The organism is Pseudoalteromonas sp. SG45-3 (assembly GCF_014164075.1).
GTDB classification, from domain to species: Bacteria; Pseudomonadota; Gammaproteobacteria; order Enterobacterales; family Alteromonadaceae; genus Pseudoalteromonas; species Pseudoalteromonas distincta.
The window spans coordinates 365,702-386,213 of the sequence record NZ_JACJEN010000002.1 but is presented as its reverse complement, the minus strand read 5'-3'; the positions used below and the strand labels follow the sequence as shown (position 1 = coordinate 386,213).

Annotated in this window: 16 protein-coding genes and 6 tRNA genes; 10 read left to right on the top strand and 12 right to left on the bottom strand. The window is 37.9% G+C overall.

Annotated features, from left to right (window positions below; all coding sequences use genetic code 11):
- From H5126_RS04175 to H5126_RS04150, 6 genes are all read right to left on the bottom strand, one after another.
- Positions 1-76: transfer RNA gene (locus tag H5126_RS04175), tRNA-Thr, on the bottom strand.
- Between the two features lie 102 nt (positions 77-178).
- Positions 179-254, bottom strand: a tRNA-Phe gene (locus H5126_RS04170).
- Positions 255-386: 132 nt separating this feature from the next.
- Positions 387-462: transfer RNA gene (locus tag H5126_RS04165), tRNA-Thr, on the bottom strand.
- Positions 463-519: 57 nt separating this feature from the next.
- A tRNA-Phe gene (locus tag H5126_RS04160) sits at positions 520-595 on the bottom strand.
- Between the two features lie 51 nt (positions 596-646).
- Positions 647-722 (bottom strand) — tRNA-Thr (locus H5126_RS04155).
- A gap of 71 nt (positions 723-793) precedes the next feature.
- A tRNA-Phe gene (locus tag H5126_RS04150) sits at positions 794-869 on the bottom strand.
- 331 nt (positions 870-1,200) lie between these two features.
- On the opposite strand from H5126_RS04150, the gene H5126_RS04145 reads away from it, so the two are divergent.
- Complete coding sequence (locus H5126_RS04145; RefSeq protein ID WP_182758503.1) at positions 1,201-3,978, top strand: ATP-binding protein; 2,778 nt, start codon at positions 1,201-1,203, stop codon at positions 3,976-3,978.
- A 47-nt stretch (positions 3,979-4,025) separates the two neighbouring features.
- On the opposite strand, the gene H5126_RS04140 is transcribed toward H5126_RS04145, so the two are convergent.
- Together H5126_RS04140 and mutY are read right to left on the bottom strand one after the other, a co-directional pair.
- Positions 4,026-4,298: an oxidative damage protection protein gene (locus tag H5126_RS04140; RefSeq protein WP_002962543.1), complete on the bottom strand. Its 273-nt coding sequence runs from the start codon at positions 4,296-4,298 to the stop codon at positions 4,026-4,028.
- 35 nt (positions 4,299-4,333) lie between these two features.
- Positions 4,334-5,395: an A/G-specific adenine glycosylase gene (gene mutY, locus H5126_RS04135; RefSeq protein ID WP_182720555.1), complete on the bottom strand. Its 1,062-nt coding sequence runs from the start codon at positions 5,393-5,395 to the stop codon at positions 4,334-4,336.
- 161 nt (positions 5,396-5,556) lie between these two features.
- On the opposite strand from mutY, the gene trmB reads away from it, so the two are divergent.
- The 4 genes from trmB (at position 5,557) to arcA (ending at position 10,350) form a co-directional block, all read left to right on the top strand.
- On the top strand, positions 5,557-6,282 hold the full coding sequence (gene trmB / locus H5126_RS04130) for a tRNA (guanosine(46)-N7)-methyltransferase TrmB (RefSeq protein ID WP_007582957.1): 726 nt from the start codon (positions 5,557-5,559) through the stop codon (positions 6,280-6,282).
- A gap of 62 nt (positions 6,283-6,344) precedes the next feature.
- The gene (gene rsmC, locus H5126_RS04125; protein ID WP_182673995.1) at positions 6,345-7,370 is read left to right on the top strand and encodes a 16S rRNA (guanine(1207)-N(2))-methyltransferase RsmC; all 1,026 of its coding nucleotides are present in this window, start codon (positions 6,345-6,347) and stop codon (positions 7,368-7,370) included.
- A 151-nt stretch (positions 7,371-7,521) separates the two neighbouring features.
- Positions 7,522-9,126: a sensor histidine kinase gene (locus H5126_RS04120; protein ID WP_182720554.1), complete on the top strand. Its 1,605-nt coding sequence runs from the start codon at positions 7,522-7,524 to the stop codon at positions 9,124-9,126.
- A gap of 507 nt (positions 9,127-9,633) precedes the next feature.
- Positions 9,634-10,350, top strand: a complete 717-nt coding sequence (gene arcA / locus H5126_RS04115) for a two-component system response regulator ArcA (RefSeq protein ID WP_002962549.1) — start codon at positions 9,634-9,636, stop codon at positions 10,348-10,350.
- A 16-nt stretch (positions 10,351-10,366) separates the two neighbouring features.
- On the opposite strand, the gene arcB is transcribed toward arcA, so the two are convergent.
- Positions 10,367-12,685 (bottom strand): aerobic respiration two-component sensor histidine kinase ArcB, encoded by a 2,319-nt coding sequence (gene arcB, locus H5126_RS04110; RefSeq protein WP_182693561.1) that lies wholly within the window; start codon positions 12,683-12,685, stop codon positions 10,367-10,369.
- A 231-nt stretch (positions 12,686-12,916) separates the two neighbouring features.
- On the opposite strand from arcB, the gene folE2 reads away from it, so the two are divergent.
- From folE2 to H5126_RS04090, 4 genes are all read left to right on the top strand, one after another.
- A complete protein-coding gene (gene folE2, locus H5126_RS04105) occupies positions 12,917-13,837 on the top strand; it encodes a GTP cyclohydrolase FolE2 (RefSeq protein WP_024597688.1) in 921 nt (306 codons plus the stop codon).
- A gap of 115 nt (positions 13,838-13,952) precedes the next feature.
- A complete protein-coding gene (locus tag H5126_RS04100; RefSeq protein WP_002962552.1) occupies positions 13,953-14,549 on the top strand; it encodes a DUF2726 domain-containing protein in 597 nt (198 codons plus the stop codon).
- Between the two features lie 122 nt (positions 14,550-14,671).
- Entirely contained in the window at positions 14,672-15,379 is a 708-nt protein-coding gene (gene mtnN, locus H5126_RS04095; protein WP_024597687.1) for a 5'-methylthioadenosine/S-adenosylhomocysteine nucleosidase, read from the top strand.
- On the top strand, positions 15,380-16,324 hold the full coding sequence (locus H5126_RS04090; RefSeq protein ID WP_182720553.1) for a regulatory signaling modulator protein AmpE: 945 nt from the start codon (positions 15,380-15,382) through the stop codon (positions 16,322-16,324).
- Between the two features lie 63 nt (positions 16,325-16,387).
- On the opposite strand, the gene tyrS is transcribed toward H5126_RS04090, so the two are convergent.
- Positions 16,388-17,587, bottom strand: coding sequence for a tyrosine--tRNA ligase (gene tyrS, locus H5126_RS04085; protein WP_007585427.1), 1,200 nt, complete (start codon positions 17,585-17,587; stop codon positions 16,388-16,390).
- Positions 17,588-17,910: 323 nt separating this feature from the next.
- Between tyrS and H5126_RS04080 the strand changes: the two genes are divergently transcribed.
- Complete coding sequence (locus H5126_RS04080) at positions 17,911-19,224, top strand: peptidoglycan DD-metalloendopeptidase family protein (protein ID WP_182720552.1); 1,314 nt, start codon at positions 17,911-17,913, stop codon at positions 19,222-19,224.
- Positions 19,225-19,298: 74 nt separating this feature from the next.
- Here the strand turns inward: H5126_RS04080 and H5126_RS04075 are convergent, their stop codons facing one another.
- Both H5126_RS04075 and H5126_RS04070 read right to left on the bottom strand, forming a co-directional pair.
- The gene (locus H5126_RS04075) at positions 19,299-19,475 is read right to left on the bottom strand and encodes a hypothetical protein (protein WP_170072950.1); all 177 of its coding nucleotides are present in this window, start codon (positions 19,473-19,475) and stop codon (positions 19,299-19,301) included.
- Positions 19,476-19,488: 13 nt separating this feature from the next.
- Entirely contained in the window at positions 19,489-20,460 is a 972-nt protein-coding gene (locus tag H5126_RS04070; protein WP_182720551.1) for an aldo/keto reductase family oxidoreductase, read from the bottom strand.
- Positions 20,461-20,512: the final 52 nt, after the last annotated feature.

Below are 20,512 nucleotides of genomic sequence, written 5' to 3'. Positions count from 1 at the left end.
TGGTGCCGACTAACCGAGTCGAACGGTTGACCTACTGATTACAAGTCAGTTGCTCTACCAGCTGAGCTAAGTCGGCACACAAAACTGTGTGCTAAGGCACGTTCAATTTTAAAGATTGAGAACTTTTATAAAGCACTTAAAATAAAAAAACCTTGCATAAGCAAGGCTTTTCAATAAATGGTGCCTCGACGCGGAATCGAACCACGGACACGAGGATTTTCAATCCTCTGCTCTACCGACTGAGCTATCGAGGCACATAAACTGTGCTAGTTACAGATTAACGAAATTAACCTTTAACTTAATAAATGGTGCCGACTAACCGAGTCGACGGGTAATTTGAACAGACTACTGATTACAGTTTTTCTTTTCAAACTACTTTAAATAAATGGTGCCGACTAACCGAGTCGAACGGTTGACCTACTGATTACAAGTCAGTTGCTCTACCAGCTGAGCTAAGTCGGCACACAAAACTGTGTGCTAAGGCACGTTCAATTTTAAAGATTGAGAACTTAAAGTAAATGGTGCCTCGACGCGGAATCGAACCACGGACACGAGGATTTTCAATCCTCTGCTCTACCGACTGAGCTATCGAGGCACATAAACTGTGCTAATTAATTGTTATACTTTACAATTAACTTTATATAAATGGTGCCGACTAACCGAGTCGAACGGTTGACCTACTGATTACAAGTCAGTTGCTCTACCAGCTGAGCTAAGTCGGCACACAAAACTGTGTGCTAAGGCACGCGTAATAATGTTTAAACTGTTGATTAAACACCACTACTTTAATAAATGGTGCCTCGACCCGGAATCGAACCAGGGACACGAGGATTTTCAATCCTCTGCTCTACCAACTGAGCTATCGAGGCACTTAAACAGTGCTAATTAAAAATCTTAAAGTATTTTTAATGCAATTCCCACTCATCTCTACCGACTGAGCTATCTGGGCGTGCGGCGTATTAAACGAGTTTTGCCCTTACAAGTCAACTTTTTTTTTATTCTTTATAACTGTTTGAACGGTTTTCAGACAACTCAGTGTATTTTTTATTAATAACGTTCATTTTTACCACAAATCGAACTATAAATATAAATAAATCAGACTAAAACCGTAGTGAATTATTTTTTGTAAATGTTACGATTAGCTTAGATACGTACGATAGGGACTTATCGTAGTAAAATCACATCAATTGGACACTATCAATGCAGAGTAAATTTTCATCGCCAGTCAAAGGCTTATTACCTCTTTTTTTAATCATAAATATTGCAGTAACAGCGCTTGCTATTATTGCCCACTCATTTTATTCACAAACTGAAGTTAAGACAGCCCAACCTGCATCATCTGTTAATATTGTAACGCTTGCCGATAGATTAGACTTACCTATGGTTGATGCATTAACTATGTATGGTCAAGGTAAAGTAAGGCAGTTACTTGATTTAACGTCGTTATTAGATGATGACTTTGAATATACTCTATATCGCTTCAATGCTACATCAGATACTCAGTTGGTATATAGCAGCAGTAAACCTGCTATCGCTTCAATTAAAACTGAAAAGCATCTAGTAGAAGAAGGCATCCTACATCACTTACTGCTGTTAAACGATCAACCTATTGGCGAGCTTATTATTAAGCAAAACCTACCAACCGCTCCTTTAAGCGCTCAAAACTCTCAAGTTATTGCCTACATTATTGCGATAGCAAGCGTAGCTGCATTATTTATATTTACTTTAATGTTTAATATGTACATTAATAGTCGCTTACGAAAAAGTACTGACACTCTTACACAAGAGCTGCAGGCAATCACCGAAAATGCTAATTACAATAGTAGTGTTGATGAGCAGCTTGATATTGGTTTAGGTGTAGTGGCAAAAAACATTAACTTACTGCTACAAAAAGTACAGACTGCGATGAGTGAGAATGACGCCGCACAAAAAGAGCTTTATAAATTACAAAATGGCCTAGAAGCCGAAGTGCAAAATCGTACTATAGCGCTTGAGCAAGCCACATTAAAAGCAGAGCGAGCAAGCGAAACCAAAACGACCTTTTTAGCCACAATGAGCCACGAAATAAGAACACCGATGAATGGTGTTATAGGCACTATTGATTTACTGCGCCAGACCGAACTTGATGGCGCTCAACATCGTTTAAGTACAATTATTCGTGAATCAGCATTTTCGTTATTGAGCATTTTGGATGATATCTTAGATTTTTCAAAAATTGAGGCTGGAAAGCTAAATATTGACCCGATCCCATTTTCGGTAACCGATACCATTGAAGAAGTTGCTCGAGTGCTCTCATCAGTTGCTAAAAAACGTGAGCTTGATTTAGAACTAGCAATAGCACCAGATATTCCAGTCAACCTTACCGGTGATAGTGTGCGTGTACGTCAGGTGCTTTATAACCTATGTAGCAACGCAATTAAATTCACTAGCACTGATGAAAAAACCCAAGGCCATGTAAAAATATCAGTAGAGGTGGTTCATAATACGACTGATCACTTTACCTTACGCTTTTGCGTAACTGATAACGGTAAAGGCATGTCGCAGACGCAACTTCGCGAAATATTTAATCCATTTATTCAGGCCGAAAACTCAATTACCCGAGAATATGGTGGCACCGGTTTAGGTCTTTCTATTTGTAAAAGCTTAACTGAGCTTATGCTAGGTACTATTCATGTAACTAGTCATACCGGAATTGGCAGTGAGTTTACAGTAGAGCTGCCGTTTAGCACATCGGGTAAAATTAAGTACGCACATAAAGGTGCATTAAATGGTAAGCAAATTGTTGTAGTTAGTAATCACCTAGAACGTGAAAAAACAATGTACCGTTATTTATCGTTCATGGGCGCTAAAATAATTTATGCACACACAGAAGAAGAAATTGAAGAGCACCAGCATTCACAAGATATTATTTGGGTAGCTGATGGCATAGACAATATGGATAAAACTAATGCGCTGCTAAGACGTTTATTTTATTCATTAGAGGATTATAACCAACAAGTTGTTGTACTAAGTAAGCTTGATGAAGCAGCTATAAATCATAAAAACATTTTTTATATTAATGCCTCTCCTCTATGTAAATCTAACTTTATGCTTTCTATATTGGTGGCTGCAGGGTTACATACACCTAAGCAAATTAAAAAAACCAAAACACTTAATAACTATTTAAATGTTGAGCAGGCACGTAATTCAAACAAATTGGTTCTACTTGTTGAAGATAACCTTCTAAACCAACAAGTCCTCACCGATCAACTACATATACTGGGCTTTGGCGTTGAAATAGCTAACAACGGTGAAGAAGGTCTAGATATGTGGAGAAAAGGTGATTACTCACTTATTTTAACCGACTTACACATGCCTAAAATGTCGGGTTACGATATGGTCGAAAAAATCCGTAATGAAGCAGAGTTATTAGAATCGATTGATGCACAGCCTTACATTATTGCAGTAACAGCAAACGCACTTAAAGGCGAAAAAGAGCGCTGTTTAGCAGTAGGTATTAACGATTTCATTACCAAACCTATAGAGCTAAACGCGTTAGAAGAAACTCTAAAACGTTGGAGCGATAAACAAAGCCAAAACCCAAATGTAGTTATTCATCAAACTATGGCACTACCTATTGATATGGAAGCTGTTGCTAAATATGTAAACGGTGATAACGCTAAGCAAATTCGTTTTTTCAAAATGTATTTAGAACAAAGCCAAGGCTTAATTAAGAGTATTAATTCCGGCGTTGTGGTTAACGATTTAAATGAGATTATTGAGGGGTGTCATCAATTAAAATCGATCTCCAAGACAATTGGTGCCCAAACGGTGGCAGAACTTTCAAGTGCATTTGAAGATAAATGTAAAGAAGGTGAACTCACAACCGATGAATTAATAGAGTTAAGAGATAAGCTGGAAATTGAATACTCTAAAGCTGCTCAATTTTTAAAGGAACAAATTAAAACATCTGAGCAAGAAGATGAGTTAAATGAATAAATAAACATAAAAAAAGGGCTTAATAGCCCTTTTTTATGTTTAAAACATTACTTTTCAGGCGGTCGATAACCTTCAATTTCTACATCTTTATTTTCAAACAAAAAGCCAACCATTTGCTCTTCTAAAAATGTGCGGTGTTCTGGGTCCATCATATTTAAATGCTTTTCGTTAATAAGCATTGTTTGTTTATGTTGCCACTGAGCCCACGCTTCTTTAGAGATGTTATTAAAAATCTTTTCACCAATTTCACCAGGGTATAACTGAAAGCCAAGCCCTTCGGCTTCTTTTTGTAACTTTTGACAAAATACTGTACGTGCCATGATTGATTCTCTCTAACGCTAAATATGGGGCTATTCTATACTATTGCTGTAATTTGTTTAACCAACTTTTTAGTTGGTGCTGCTAGGCCAACCTCTATTGATTGATCAAGCGGATACCAGATTAATTGCTTATCGTTTACCACATCAGGAGTTTTCTTAACATTGAGCACATGCGTGTTAATCCTCAGCTCAAAATGTGAAAACACATGAATAAACGCTTCAAGTTCTACTAAACTAGCCTCTAGGCCTTGCTGAGCTAAAAACATTTGAAGCTCTTCGTACTCATTAAATTCAAAAAAGCCAAACAATCCGCCCCAAATACCGCTGTTAGGACGTTTTTCCATAAGCACTTTATCACCACACTGAATAATTAACTGATGGCAACTCTTTTTAGGAACTGCTTTTTTAGGTTTAGAATGTGGAAACTCTTTTACTTTACCTGTATTAAAAGCACCACAGCCTGAGTTTAATGGGCAAGCCTCGCAATCAAACCGGCTGCGTGAGCAAACGCTAGACCCTAAATCCATCATAGCTTGATTAAACTCAGTAACATTATCTTTAGGCGTTAACTGCTCTGATAAATGCCAAAGCTGGTTTTCGACTTTTTTAACGCCGTACCAGCCCTCAATCATAAAATAGCGCGCTAAAACTCGCTTCACGTTCCCATCTAAAATAGGGTGATGCTGCCCAAGCGACAATGATAAAACAGCCCCTGCAGTAGAGCGCCCTATTCCAGGTAAATCCATTACTTCATCGAGTGTTTTCGGAAACTCACCTTGGTATTCGTCACGCACTATTTTAGCTGTTTTGTGTAAGTTACGCGCACGAGCGTAATACCCTAAGCCAGTCCAGTGATGCAAAACTAAGTCTTCATCCGCATCAGCTAAAGCGATAATATCTGGAAAGCTTTGCATAAACTTTTCAAAGTATGGAATAACAGTAATAACTTGGGTTTGCTGCAGCATCACTTCAGACACCCACACTTTATAAGGTGTTTTACCTAGCTGCCACGGGAGTGTTTTACGCCCATGAAGGTGATACCAATCAACAACTTGATTAGAAAACCAGTGTGACTGTTTTTTATTTAAATCCAACATTTTTAACTTTTACTGATGCCCAATGGCGGCTCAGTCTATTGCAGTTAACAAAAAGATCAAGCTATACGGGGTGTAAAACCAGCTAATACTTGTGATTGCGGCCTCGGTCAGGGATAATATGCAACCATTTTTAAACACATTGTTTTTGTCAGGCCAATAATATGAGTGAATCAAGCAACACTAACCTTGAGCAAGCTAAGCAAGAAGGTAAATACATCCGCACCATTCGCAGTTTTGTAAAACGCGAAGGTCGATTAACCAAAGGCCAAGCCGCTGCAATCGAAAAATGCTGGCCAACAATGGGCCTAGAGCATAAAAACGGTATGCTTGATTTAAGCGAAGTTTTTGGCAACAACAACGATGTAGTAGTAGAAATTGGTTTTGGTATGGGTAAGTCGCTTGTCGAAATGGCAACAAATGCCCCTCACCTAAACTTTATCGGTATTGAAGTACACCGCCCAGGCGTTGGTGCTTGTTTAATGGATGCCGATGAAGCAGGCATTACCAACTTACGTATTTTTGAACACGATGCAGTTGAAGTACTTGCAGATTGCATACCTAATGAAAGCTTAACAACACTACAACTATTTTTCCCTGACCCTTGGCATAAAAAGCGTCACCACAAACGCCGTATTGTACAAACTGAGTTTGTTGAAAAGCTAAGAGCCCAACTTAAAATGGGTGGCGTTTTTCATATGGCAACAGACTGGGAAAACTACGCAGAGCACATGCTCGAAGTAATGAATGTAGCTCCTGGTTTTAAAAACCAATCAGAAACAAATGATTATGTTCCTCGTCCAGATTTGCGCCCGCTTACTAAGTTTGAGCAACGCGGACATCGCCTAGGTCATGGCGTGTGGGATTTAATGTTTGAGCGCACAGAATAATTAAATTTAATTACTCACTTTTACTTTTATAAAACTAAATATACTGTAAGGCAAAGCCATTTATGAGCGTACTAACCAACCCAAGTTTACTGTTACTTCGTAATAGCGAGGCACTAACGGGCAAATCTATCTTGGTGGTCAACTTTGTTCAAGATGGCTTTTTAACAGAGCTTAAAAAACTTAATCCGCAAAGCAAAGTAACTGCGTTTAGCTACAACCATGCTAACGGAGAGTTTGCTAAAAACACCAAAGATGTTGATGTTCATGTAAGCCACACAATACCTGGTAACGACTACGATTTAGTTATTCTTTACTACCCTAAATCAAAACCAGAGTTATTAATGGCACTTGATAATATTCGGTCTGCTATTACTGATGATGCCGAACTATTAGTAGTAGGTGAAAACAAAAGTGGTGTTAAGTCAATTGAAAAGCAATTAGCTGGTAAAGCTGAGTTTAGTAACAAGATTGATTCAGCTAAGCACTGCGTTCTTTACTCATTTGCTGAAATTTCTAAGCACCCTCACTTTGATATTACGACTTACCATAAAAAGTTTGTTGTTAATGTTGCCGACACTGAATTTACAGCTATTAGTGTTCCTGGAGTGTTTAATCACGGTAGCTTAGATATAGGAACGAAAGTTCTACTGGAAAACGCACCGACAATTAAGCAAGGCAAAGTTCTCGACTTTGGTTGTGGCGCAGGTTTAATAGCAACTTTTTTAGGGCTTCATAATCCAGCACTTGAGTTTGTGTGTAGTGATGTAAGTGCGCTGGCAACTTATGCAACACAGCAAACCCTAAAGCTTAACAACATCAATGGTGAGGCTATATTAAGTGACGGCCTTAAAAGCATTAATGGCAAGTTTGATTTAATTATTAGCAATCCACCTTTTCATACTGGTATTGCAACCGACTACACAGTAGCAGAAACATTTTTAGCTAATGCAAAACAGCATTTAACTAAATTAGGGAAGCTAAATATTGTTGCTAACAGCTTTTTAAAGTACCCGCCTATTTTAGAAACTCAGTTTGAAAGCTATCAAACTGTATTTAAGAACAATAAATTTGCTGTATATAGCAGCTAATTTAAACTTGTAAAATGATTGAGCACATACGTGCTCAAGCTAACTTTCGAATAAATATAAGAATTAATTTAGTTTTTTTCCTTCATTTTTCCACGTCTTTGCTAAACTAAAACTCTAAATAATTAAATTTAACTCAGGCGATAATGAAATAATGCCTAAAAAAGTTCATCAAAGTAGCATTCGAAAAGCACTCATTAATTTGATCATGCTTATTACAGCTATTTGCTTATCGTTATCTATTTCTATCTCTACGTATTTAAGCGTGAAAGAACAAAAGCAATTAATAGTTAATAAGCTTGTTATTCTTTCTGAAATTGTAGCTTTTGATGCTGGGCAATCGGTAATTGAAGATGATCGTAAAACAGAAGAAAAACGCCTCAAGTCATTTGAAAAGATCCCTCTTGTAAAAAACATACATATTTACTCAATAGAAAAAGCATCCCAAAAGCCTGTTTTCTTTATTAGCTTTAATGCCAAAAAAACACCTCCTGTGCCATTGAGAATAGACAGTGTAGAAGAGCTAAAAACACCACGAATTACGAATGACCATATTGAGCTAACCCGCCCTATTTACGATAACGAACAAGTAGTAGGTTATGTATATATGCGAGGAAGCCTTGAGAGTTTAGAGGTTTATATTGAGAGAAAAATATTAATAGACGTGTTATTAACATTATTAATTCTGGTAGTTGTTTACTTTATTGCTATTAAAGTTCAACGACGTATAGCTAAGCCAATAGAGCAATTAAGCGTGTTATTGCAGGATGTGTCTAAAAATCATAACTACGATGCACGCGCACCAGTAACTGATGTAAAAGAAATAAGTGCTCTTTCAAATAGTTTAAATATCATGCTTACGCGTACAAAAAAACAACTTGAACGCCACGAAAAAGATAAGCAAGAAATCAAACAACTAAACCTAAGCCTTGAAGAAAAAGTAAACCAACGAACAATCGCCCTTAGAGAGGCAAATCAAGAGCTTTTATCAACTCTTGAGCGGATGCATCAATACCAAACACAAATTGTTGAAAACGAAAAAATGGCATCTTTAGGGCAAATGGTTGCTGGTGTTGCCCATGAAGTTAACACACCAATAGGGCTAGGTATTACCGGTTCTACGTTACTTAGAGATAAACTAGCAGACATACAGCAAAGCTTTGATGACAAAAAACTTACCTCAAGCCATCTAAAACGCTTTATAGATGAAGGTATTGAAAACTTAGATTTAATTTACCGCAACTTAAATCGTGCAGCTGACCTTATATCTAACTTTAAAAAAGTAGCGGTTATTCAAGATGACGGTGTAAATACCTATATTAATGTGCACAAATTAATAAGTGATGTTTTAACATCGATTCAATCTGAATTATTGCCCAAAAAGCCTGTTGTAACTATCAACTGTCCGACCGACTTGGCTATTCATAGTAAGTCTGAACCTCTACAACAAGTTTTTCAGCAGTTACTTATGAACTCTGTAATTCATGGATTTATAGGTAAAGAAAACAATGAAATTCGCTTTGACGTAGAACTCGTCGGGAAAAAATTAACAATCGTTTATTCTGACAATGGTCAGGGCGTTGACAAAAACATTAAAAATAGAATTTTTGACCCATTCGTAACTTCAAAGCGCGGGCAAGGCGCAAGTGGCTTAGGCATGCACTTAGTTTATAACCTAGTAACACAAGCACTTGGCGGAAGAGTGATGTTTGATCTTGAAGAAAAACGCGGTGCTCGCTTTATAATTACTATTCCTTAAATAAAGATCATTAAAAAGTGCATATATTTAAAATTTATCCTTGAATTAGCATTTAATGACCTCATTAATGAGGCATGTGATAAGTGCGTAACATTATTTAATTGCTTTAAATAAATATTACCAAGCGATTTATGAACTTTTTTATCTTTGCTGTATCACATACATTGATGAAAGGTTAAAAGGTTAAAAGGTTAAAAAGTGATATAGTTTTGCTTTGAATTAGTCTGATTATTTTAAGTACCTTGTTTAATTGAATGATATGTCAATTATCAAAGGAAAATGGCTTCGACTTTATGATTCAAATAGCTACATCCATGTATATATCAATTAAACAGTAGTTTTTGCACTGCCCTTTTTTAGTAGACTTTGGACACCCTACTGTTTTATTTTTATCCAATTTGTTTTTTCCTTGTTAACAAATGGGTATAATCCTATAATCTCTAGTAATCGGTTATAAATTAGTCACCGATTTTTTATAAATAATATATTCCAAAAGGTTAATTAATAATGCAAACGCCAGTCATTCTAATCGTAGAAGATGAAGACGTAACTCGACTGAACCTAGTTAGTTTATTTGAAGCTGAAGGGTACAAAGTTATTGAAGCCATTGATGGCGATGATATGCATGACAAGCTTACAAATAACGATGACGTTAATCTTGTAGTTATGGATATCAACCTTCCTGGTAAAAACGGTCTTATTTTAGCCCGTGAATTACGCCAAAAGCGTAAAGTAGGTCTTATATTCCTAACTGGTCGTGATAACGATGTTGACCGTATTTTAGGTCTTGAAATTGGCGCAGATGACTACGTTACTAAACCGTTCAACCCGCGTGAATTAACTATCAGAGCTCGCAACCTTATTACTCGTACTGCCTTAGGTGGTGAAGAGTCAGCACTAGAAACAAATGGTGTTATTACGTTTAATGGTTGGGAACTTGATGAAAACAGCCGTTGTCTTACTTCTCCAAATGGCGACGCTAAGCGTTTACCTAAAGGTGAGTACAGAGCACTTCGTTTAATGCTTGATTCTCCAGGTCGCATTTTCAGCCGTGAGCAATTAATTAAGCATATGACAGGCCGTGAGCTTCGCGCAAATGACCGTACTGTTGACGTTACTATTCGTCGCATTCGTAAGCATTTTGAAAGTGATAACTCAACGTCTGAGTTAATCAGCACCATCCATGGTGAAGGTTACCGTTTCATTGGTAAAATTGACGCTTAATTAGAGCTAATTAGTTTCACTCTAATTGCTGTAAAAATAAATGAAGGGCTTTTTGTCCTTCATTTATTTTATCTGCCAAAATATCTAACCACTGCTTTAACACCTCATCAGATTCATCAATCGCACCATGTTCCATTATTTTGGCATGAAGCTGCACATCATTAAGACCTACTGAGCCAGCCGCCCCTTTGAGTTTATGCGCTACTGATTCATACTCTTCTCTATCACTAGTATTTAATGAAGTAAGTAACTCTTGCTGATATTGTGGACTTAGCTTTTCGAATAGCTGACTACTGCGTCTAAACACAACTAAGCCCATCGAATTGACAAAGTCTTCTATTGTTTCTATATCTAATAAGTGTGCATCAATGCCTTTAAGGGCTTCTTCACTTACTTTTAACAGTGGCTCTGTGCATTCACTTTGCTTAATTCCAAATAAATCAGCCAGCATTTTATCAAGCTTCACTGTGTTAATTGGTTTAGCAAGCGCCCCTTGTATTGATATGCCTTCAAGCTCTTCTTCAGCACTACGAACATTGGCCGTTAGCGCTACAATGGGTAATTTATCAAAGTGACTATCTGAGCGTATTTGCTTGGCAACTACATCACCATTTATATCAGGCAATTGCATATCAAGTAATACTAAATCTAAGTCATCTTCGGTTTCGACAAACGAGAGTGCATCTTCACCGGTTTCAGCCCACAACACCTCATGCCCGCGTTGCTCTAATAAGTTTGTGGCAATTTCGGCATTTAGAGGTACATCTTCTACTAGTAAAATATACAAACCACGACCAACATAACTTTGCTCTGTTGGTGCTACACATAAACTAAGCGGTATTTGAACTGTAAAGCAACTTCCTTCGCCCTCAGTACTATTTACTGTAATTATCCCTTTCATCGCACTTACAAGTGCCTTAGTTACAGCCAAACCAATACCGGAACCTATTGCGTTAGTCCCTTTTAAATCTGGCGCTTTGTAGTACATATCAAATATATGAGCAAGCTGCTCTGGCGGAATACCTTGGCCGGTATCCGATACTTTCATAACTAACCATGGGCCTTCAACCCTGTTTTCTCGACTACATTCAAGTGTTACCTTCCCTTGCTGTGTAAACTTAACGGCGTTATTAATTAAGTTCCAAACAACTTGGCGTAAGCGAGTTGGGTCGAGCTGTGCGTAAATATCCAGCACCCCATTGCGCTTAATATCAAACTCTAGCTCTTTTTGCTCCGCGATTAAGCCCGCAAAGTTAACAACGTCATTTATAAAGTCTGATACGTTAATAGAGTTGGTTACTATATCGAGCTGATCTCTATCTATTTTGTCTAAATCAATAATATCGTTAAAAATATTGCCGAGCGTTTCAGCACTCGAAAATATAGTATTCCCCCAACTACGCTGCTGTTTGTTTAAGTCAGTATCAAGCAGCATTCGTGTTAAACCAACAATACCATTGAGCGGTGTACGTAGTTCATGGCTTAATGTGGCAATAAACTTACCTTTGTCTTTATAGGCCGTTTCGAGCGCTTGAGCGGCCTCCTTACGACTTGTGATATCACGACCAAAGCCCAGTAGACCAATGTAATCACCTTCATCATTTATAAAAGGTAATTTACGTAGCTCAAACCAACGCGTTTCGCCATTTACTTCATAGCCCACATCAATGGTTAGTGCTTTATGGCTTTGCTCTACTTCTTTATCGGTTTTCAAAACTTCAGATAAAAAGTGACTAGGGAATATTTGCTCAACCGTTTTGCCAATTAGTTCGCTACTTGATTTGCCCATTACTTCTTCAAACATTTTATTACAACCAGCAAACACGCCATTGTTATCGCGGTAATAAAATAAATCAGGAGATGAATCAACTATTGAGCGCTGCAGCATGCTTTGTTGAGCAAGTTCTTGTTGTGTTTTTTTACGCTCAGCAATTTCTCGTCGTAGTTCTTCAATAGCGCGGTGCTTGGCATGAAATGCCATTTTACGCTCATCAATTTCGATGTTTAGACGGTTAATGTTATCTTTTAGGGTTTGATTTAAAAGCTTTTCTTGCTTGGTGGCGCTATCTAAATAAGCATATGAGGCATCTAGTTGTCGAATTGAATTAAGCAACACACTTATTATTAAAGGAGACACTACAGCCGTAAAAAATACCACGGCTAAAATATCAACAAGGTGTAATTCGCCTATCGCCACATAATAAAACATGCTCGATAAAATAAGAGATACAGTTAAAAATAAAGTGTAACAAATAGCAGCGGTTTTAAATTCACCAAATCGCGTTATTGAGCTGGAAAGTACCCGAGCCCAAGGGCTCAAAGAATAATCGGTCATACGTAATTTTATCTCTTAGCTGTGTACTTAATATAAAGAAGGCAATGCGTATGTATAAACATACCATTTTCCCAGATTTTAGCATTTTTCTCCTACCACTACTCACGTTGTGCGATAAAAACAGAATTTTTCATGTTTGATTTAGCTCATCTATTAAACTCATCATTTCAGCAATAAATTATTTAGTGTAAAATGCCCCGCTTTATTATCCCCAAAATACGAGTAGCGCACATGCAAACCAATATGCCAGATATAGCAGACACTGCACCCGCTTTACAAACAGGTAAATTAGACTGGGTTGGCATGGGCGAAATAGAACTGCCATTTATTTTTGAATCCCGAGACTTATCTCCAGTTACAGTAAACGCCAAAGCTCGTGCATTTGTAAATTTACATAAAGAAGATGCCAAAGGCATTCATATGTCACGTCTATTTTTGGCACTTGATCTGCTTTCAACCGAGCAGCAAGTCAATCCGCAAACGATAGCGCAAGCACTCGATACCTTTATAACTAGCCACGAAGGGCTGAGCAATAAAGCACAAATTGAATTTAAATTTGAATTACCGCTACGCCGTAAGTCACTATTAAGTGGCAAAGCGGGCTGGAAAAGCTACCCAGTTGTACTTACCAGTACAATTGAAAATAACGTTATTAGCTACGAGCTAACCGTAGATGTTACTTATTCTTCAACGTGCCCATGCTCTGCTGCACTTGCGCGCCAGCTTATACAAAACGCGTTTAACGAAAAGTTTAACCAAGAAACGTTGAGCCAAAAAGATGTGCACGAATGGCTAGGCACTACACAAGGTATTGTAGCGACTCCCCACTCGCAGCGCTCTATTGCCAACGTAAAAGTAAAGCTTGATAGCAACATTCAAGAATTTGACGTAGTTACGCTAATTAACACTCTTGAAGCTGAGCTTAAAACACCAGTACAAGCAGCAGTAAAACGTGAAGATGAGCAAGAATTTGCCCGTTTGAATGGTCAAAACCTTATGTTTTGTGAAGATGCAGCGCGTAAAATTAAAGCATTGCTAGAGGCAAACCATTACAGTGATTATTGGCTGCAAATAAACCACTATGAGTCACTGCATGCACACGATGCTGTAGCTATTGCAGTAAAAGGTATTAAAGGAGGCTACAAAGCTTAATCGCTGTGTAGCTATTGCTTGTAAACCAGCCGGTAATTATTTTATAACCCATACTTTTTAGGCACGTAAATTGCTTTGTTTGAGCAGTGTCAATTTGTTGTTATGGAGTTACCGTATGGAATTCGCTTTATTATTAATCCTAGTATTAGTTGTCGGGGCCTCTGTTGTTGCGTCAAAATTTAATGACGATGGCGGAAACCCGTATCCTTTTACTCGCAAGCAAACTGTTTTTACGCAGGTTGAAGGCGCTTTTTTAAATCTTCTAGAGCGTGCTGTAGGCGATCAATATAAAATTGTTAGTCGCGTTAAGTTAATCGACGTTATTGACTGTAAGCAAGGCCTTTCAGTAAAGTCTAAACGTGCTGCTTTAGCTAAAGCTAAAAATAAGCAACTCGACTTTGTTTTAATCGATAAAGAAAAACTAACAATCATTGCTGCTGTTGACCTAGTTAACAATGCCAACAAAGATGGCCACAAAGCTCAACGCGACTGGTTTGTAAACGGTGCACTAGAGTCTGCAGGCATTCCACATATTCGTATGAAAGTTAAATCGGGCTACCGCCCTTCTGAAGTACGCGATGCAATTATGTTTAAACTTGGTAAGCCTGCAGCAACACAAACTCAGCGCCCTGTTCGTAATCGCTCACATAAGCCAGCGGTACTTTCACCTTCTCAAGCTAAAGCGCAAACCACCGCGTTAGCTGAAATTTAAAAAACGAATTAAATACTCTCCTAAAAAGTATTTAAAGCGAGCTCATAAACAAGCTCGCTTTTTTGTTTTTTATTGCTAACTTCACGTATAATCAAGTGATTCAAACTCAGGAATTAAACTTTATGAATGTTGGTATTATTGGCGCAATGGAGCCAGAAGTTAAAATTTTACGTGAAGCTATGCAAAACCCACAAATTTTAACTAAAGCAGGTTTCACTTTTTATACTGGCGAGTTGGCTGGTAACACGGTGACACTTGTTCAATCTGGTATTGGTAAAGTCGCATCAACTATTGCAACTACCTTACTGATCGATAACTTCAAACCTGATTGCATAATTAACACAGGCTCAGCCGGTGGATTCGATCCTTCTCTTAGTGTAGGCGATGTAGTAATTTCGTCAGAAGTACGTCACCACGATGTAGACGTAACTGCTTTTGGCTACGAAATTGGCCAAGTACCACAAATGCCGGCAGGCTTTGCAGCACACCCTAAATTAGTTGAAGCAGCACAGCAAACTATCGAACAAATCAGTGATGTTAAAACACTCGTTGGCTTAATTTGTACTGGTGACACATTTATGTGTGACCCTATACGCATTGATAAAGCACGTAGTGATTTTCCTACAATGCTTGCTGTTGAAATGGAAGGCGCTTCAATTGCACAAACGTGTTTTACGCTAAACACACCATTTGTTGTAATTCGCTCAATGTCTGATATTGCTGGTAAAGAGTCACCACAATCATTTGAAGAATACCTAGAAACAGCATCAATCAACTCATCTAAAATGGTTGTTGCACTTTTAGAAAAGCTTACAGCAGTATCTCTGTAAATGCTTAGCAATATTGTTCAAAATCACTTGGACTTTATTGCCTTTATACTAGCGCTCCTTGCTGAGCGCTTTATTCCCCTTATTAGCTGGTATCATCCTAATACGGCGTTAAATGCTGTTTTTAGTGCTATTGGCAAACGTATATACAAAAGCAAAGAACCTAAAAGCTATCAATATTTGGCAGCTATACTCGCAAGCTCACTTATTTTAAGTGTCATTCTCATTATTGTAGTGTTGCTACTCGAGTTTGCTTTTTATCCTGAATTACTCGCTGGCCTTATTTTATACTTATGCTTAGAAAGTAAGAGCATTGATAAAAAAGCACTTCGCATTGCAAAGCTAACTAAACAAAATCAAAAATCCACAGCGCGCGAATTACTAAAGCCACTGCTTGCCCGTGAAGTTAATAGACTTTCATCAGCTGGTATTATCAAAGCATTAATTGAGAGCTTAATACTGCGCACCGCTCGATACTATTTCGTAGTCATATTTATATTTTTAGCATTTGGCCCTATAGCTGCCCTTGCCTATCGGTTACTTACCTTAATACAACAAGCCTGGCGTAGTGATATCTCCCCAAATAGTTACTTTTTAAAACCGCTTAAAATACTCTTGTTTATTATTGAATATATTCCCATGCGCTTACTCGCTTTAACTATTGCAGCAAGTCGAGCAAGCAAACAAAGCATGCATTATATAAAGCATTATGGCAGGCATTTTTATCAAACAAATACAGGCTGGCTCTTAAGCACATGCTCTGCATCACTTGGCGTGCAGTTGGGCGGGCCTGCAGTTTATTTAGGTACTCGCTTTAATAAAATGCGTATTGGTACTGATAGACTACCTACACCCGAGGATGTACCTGTAATAATTAATAGGTTAAATCAGGCCCGTGTATTTTGGTTGTTAGTAATAGCCAGTATTGAAATATTAAAATTGATTTAAAGGGCTCAAAATACGAGCACAAAAAAACCAGCCGAGGCTGGTTTTTTAGTTTTTAAACTGTGCTTAAGCTACAGTGATGTTTGCAAACTTACGTTTACCTACTTGGTAAATAGCCGTTGTGCCTTTTGCTATTTCAAGTTTGGTATCAGTGATTTTATCTTCACCGTTAAGTTTAACTGCACCTTGCTTAATCATACGCATTGCTTCTGATGTACTTACTACTAAATTTGCTTCTTTAAGCAAGTTAGCAATTAAAATAGTATCTTCTGCAATAGTGATTGTTAGCTCTGGGATTTCATCTGGTAACGCTTTTTTCTGAAAACGCTGAATAAAATCATCATGTGCACCTTGTGCATCAGCTTCACTATGAAAACGAGCAATTAGCTCTTTAGCTAGTTCAATTTTAATATCGCGCGGATTCGTACCTTGCTCAACACGTTCTTTTTGAGCTGCAATTTCTTCAATAGAAAGCGCACTTAATAAGTCGTAGTAACGCCACATTAGCACATCACTAATTGACATTATTTTACCAAACATATCGTTAGGCGCATCAGTAATACCAATGTAATTACCAAGCGACTTAGACATTTTTTGAACGCCGTCAGTACCTTCAAGTAATGGCATCATTAATACTGTTTGCGGCTTTTGACCTTCTACTTTTTGTAGCTCACGGCCCATTAACAAATTAAAGCGCTGATCAGTACCACCTAGTTCAACATCTGACTCTAGTGCAACCGAATCCCAACCTTGTACCAGTGGATATAAAAACTCATGAATTGCAATTGGTTGGCCGCTTCCATAACGCTTTTTAAAGTCATCACGTTCAAGCATACGTGCTACGGTTTGGTTTGCAGCAAGTTTAATCATGCCTGCAGCGCCTAACTTTTCCATCCAAGTAGAGTTAAATGCAACAGTGGTTTTAGCAGGATCTAGAATTTTGAATACTTGTTCTTTATATGTTTCGGCATTGGCTAGTACGTCTTCACGAGTAAGTGGTTTACGCGTTACGTTTTTCCCCGTTGGGTCACCAATCATGCCAGTAAAGTCACCAATTAAGAAAATAACCTCATGACCTAAATCCTGAAAGGTTTTCATTTTATTAATTAGTACAGTGTGTCCTAAGTGTAAATCAGGCGCTGTAGGATCAAAGCCTGCTTTTATTTTTAGCTTCTTGCCCGACTTTAGTTTTTCAACTAGTTCGTCTTCAATTAATATTTCTTCTGCACCGCGTTTTATCTCTGCTAGAGCGGTTTGTAAATCCACTGTGTATTACTCCAAAATTCTGCCGACGAAGGGGCGACTAGTTACTTGCGTAGTCACGGTTTAATAAAGGTTTAAACCGAATAAATAGATGTAGCTAACATAACAAATTTCTACCTAATTAAAACAACTTTTTAAGTGATTCATGCAACTAAACTAAATCAATTGAGTCTTAGCTAGGTAGAGCGTTAAAAAAGGCTTTCTAAGCCCGATTTTAGCGTAGTTTAAGGTCAGTTTAAATCTACAAAACACTAGTATTCGTACATTATTAAGTATATCCTGCAATATTATGTATTTATTATCTTGACAGCAGAAAAAGGCACGTTATGGTTCACGTGGTTCACACGCTCCCCAAAAAACACAAATTGCTTATTCTAGGTTTGGTTTCTGCTATTGTTGGCTTAGCCTTTCTTCCTTCTGAAAAAGCCACTGCATCCAAAGACAATAGTGCAAATGCACTAGAAATTGGTAAGCGCTATGAGTTACAAGTTAAAGTTGATAACAACGAAAAATTAACTGAGTTAAATTCAGAGCAAGCAGCAGAAAAGTTACCAGAATACGACTTTGTCGATCATAAAGTTAAAAATGGCGACAATTTAGCAATTATCTTTAAGCGTGCTGGTTTTTCGGCTCAAACGCTTCATAAACTAATTAACACTAATGCGGAGACTCGCAAACTGACTAAAATTCACCCAGGTGAAATACTTAGTTTTGCGACAGCTGAAGATGGCTCCTTAGCTCAACTGCGCTATGTGATTTCAAAAACAGATACTTTATTTGTTACCTTAAACGAAGAAGGTAACTACGATACAGCTATTGATAGCAAAGAAATTGAAACGCTAACCAAAACCGCTGGCGGCGAAATATCTAATAACTTTTGGACTTCAGCAATTGCAGCAGGTTTAAGCGAACGCCAAATAATGAACTTTGCTGACATATTTGGTTGGGATGTTGATTTTGCAAACGACATTCGTAAAGGCGATGTATTTGGCTTAATTTACGAGTCTCATTATGTTGATGGCGAGTTTATTGGTACCGGTAAAATTATTGCCGCTGAATTTGTAAACCAAGATCAGCGCTTTGCAGCTATTCGCCATACCGATGGCAATTTTTATACGCCTGAAGGGCGTAGCATGAAAAAAGCATTTTTACGTGCGCCTGTAAGCTTTAAATATATTAGTTCGAGCTTTAATCCTAAGCGACTTCATCCTGTTACTGGGCAAGTTAGAGCGCACCGTGGTATCGACTTTGCAGCACGCACTGGCACACCAGTAGTCGCATCAGGTAACGGTAAGGTAGTTAAAGCGGGTTACAGCAAGTACAACGGTAACTACGTATTTATCAGCCATGGCACACAATATGTAACTAAGTACTTACACCTAAATAAGAAACTAGTTAAAACAGGCCAAAAAGTTAAACAGGGCCAACAAATTGGTACTGTAGGTTCTACTGGTCGTGTTACTGGGGCGCATTTACACTATGAGTTTTTAGTAAATGGCGTTCATCGTAATCCTAAAACCGTTAAGCTTCCTAAGTCAGAGCCATTACCTCGCTCAGAACTTGCTAAGTTTAAACCGATTGCAGATAACTTTATTGCCCAACTTGAGCGCAATCGCGAGCTACAGTTAGCACTAAAATAAAGCTTATTAATAAACATTAAAAAAGCCTTTGCAGGTTAAATCTGCAAAGGCTTTTTTGTATACGCTATAAACCATCAATTCATTAATACATAAATGAGCTGAATAACTAAAGATACCATCACTAGCGGCCAAATATATTTACTGTATTTGGTTGCGCCATCAAGCCCTATTTTACTTTGATATTTTTCAAGTAATGGTATAAGTATCGCCAGCGCAACAAACAAACCAATTAAAATAACGAATATGTTCATATTAACGCCCTACTTATGGTAATTCGTGGCCTTTAGCGCTTACATAAAGTGCATACCAATGCTCACGAGTTAGCTCTACGTTTACAGCATCACAAGAGGCTTTAATCCGTTTAGCATTAGTTGTTCCAATAATTGGCTGAATAGATGCGGGATGGCGAAGCAACCATGCAAGTACAATTGCCTCAGCAGAGGTTTCATAAAGTGCAGCCAGCTTATTAACTAAAAGACTGGTGTTTATATCTGCCTGAGATGCGTTTGATAAATCACTACCGCTGTACAAGCCTTGGCATAAACTACCCCAGCTTTGAATTTGGATTTCAAAATGTCGACAGTACTCAATACTACCTGGTGTAAAATTAAGATCTTTACCGTCACTGTTACCGGCATATACACCTTCATCAACAAACTGATGTTTTTGTAAACTAGCCTCAATTTGGTTAGCCACAATCGGCATATCAAGTGCGTGCTGTAAAAAGTTCATTTGGTGCTGCTGCATATTCGATACTGCAAAATTGCGCACTTTACCGCTTTCTTTTAAGCAACTAAATATACGAGCAATTTCGTTAACTTCCATGAGTGGATCAGGGCGATGCAGCATAAGTACGTCTAAATAGTCTGTATTTAATCGTTTTAATGATGCTTCAACTGATTGCTCAATCCACTTTGGGGAAAAATCATAGCGCTTTGGCCCTAAGTCATCTTCAAATCGAATCCCACACTTAGATTGAATATACATGTGCTCTCTAAGCTCTGGCCGCTCATTTAATGCTTTACCAAAAACCTGCTCTGCTTTACCAAAAGTATAAATATCAGCATGGTCAAAAAAATTAATACCGCCTTCAATGGCGTTATCTATACACTCATGAGCTTGCTTAACATGTGCATCAGTGATTGCATCTTTATTCCAACCGCCGCCCAGACCCATACATCCAAATACAAGTTTACTAACATGAGGCAAGTGCTTTGCTAAAGGTGTGTGAAGCATGATAACTATCCTTAAAATGTTGAAGAGCTGTTACTGTAAACAAAAAGCACTA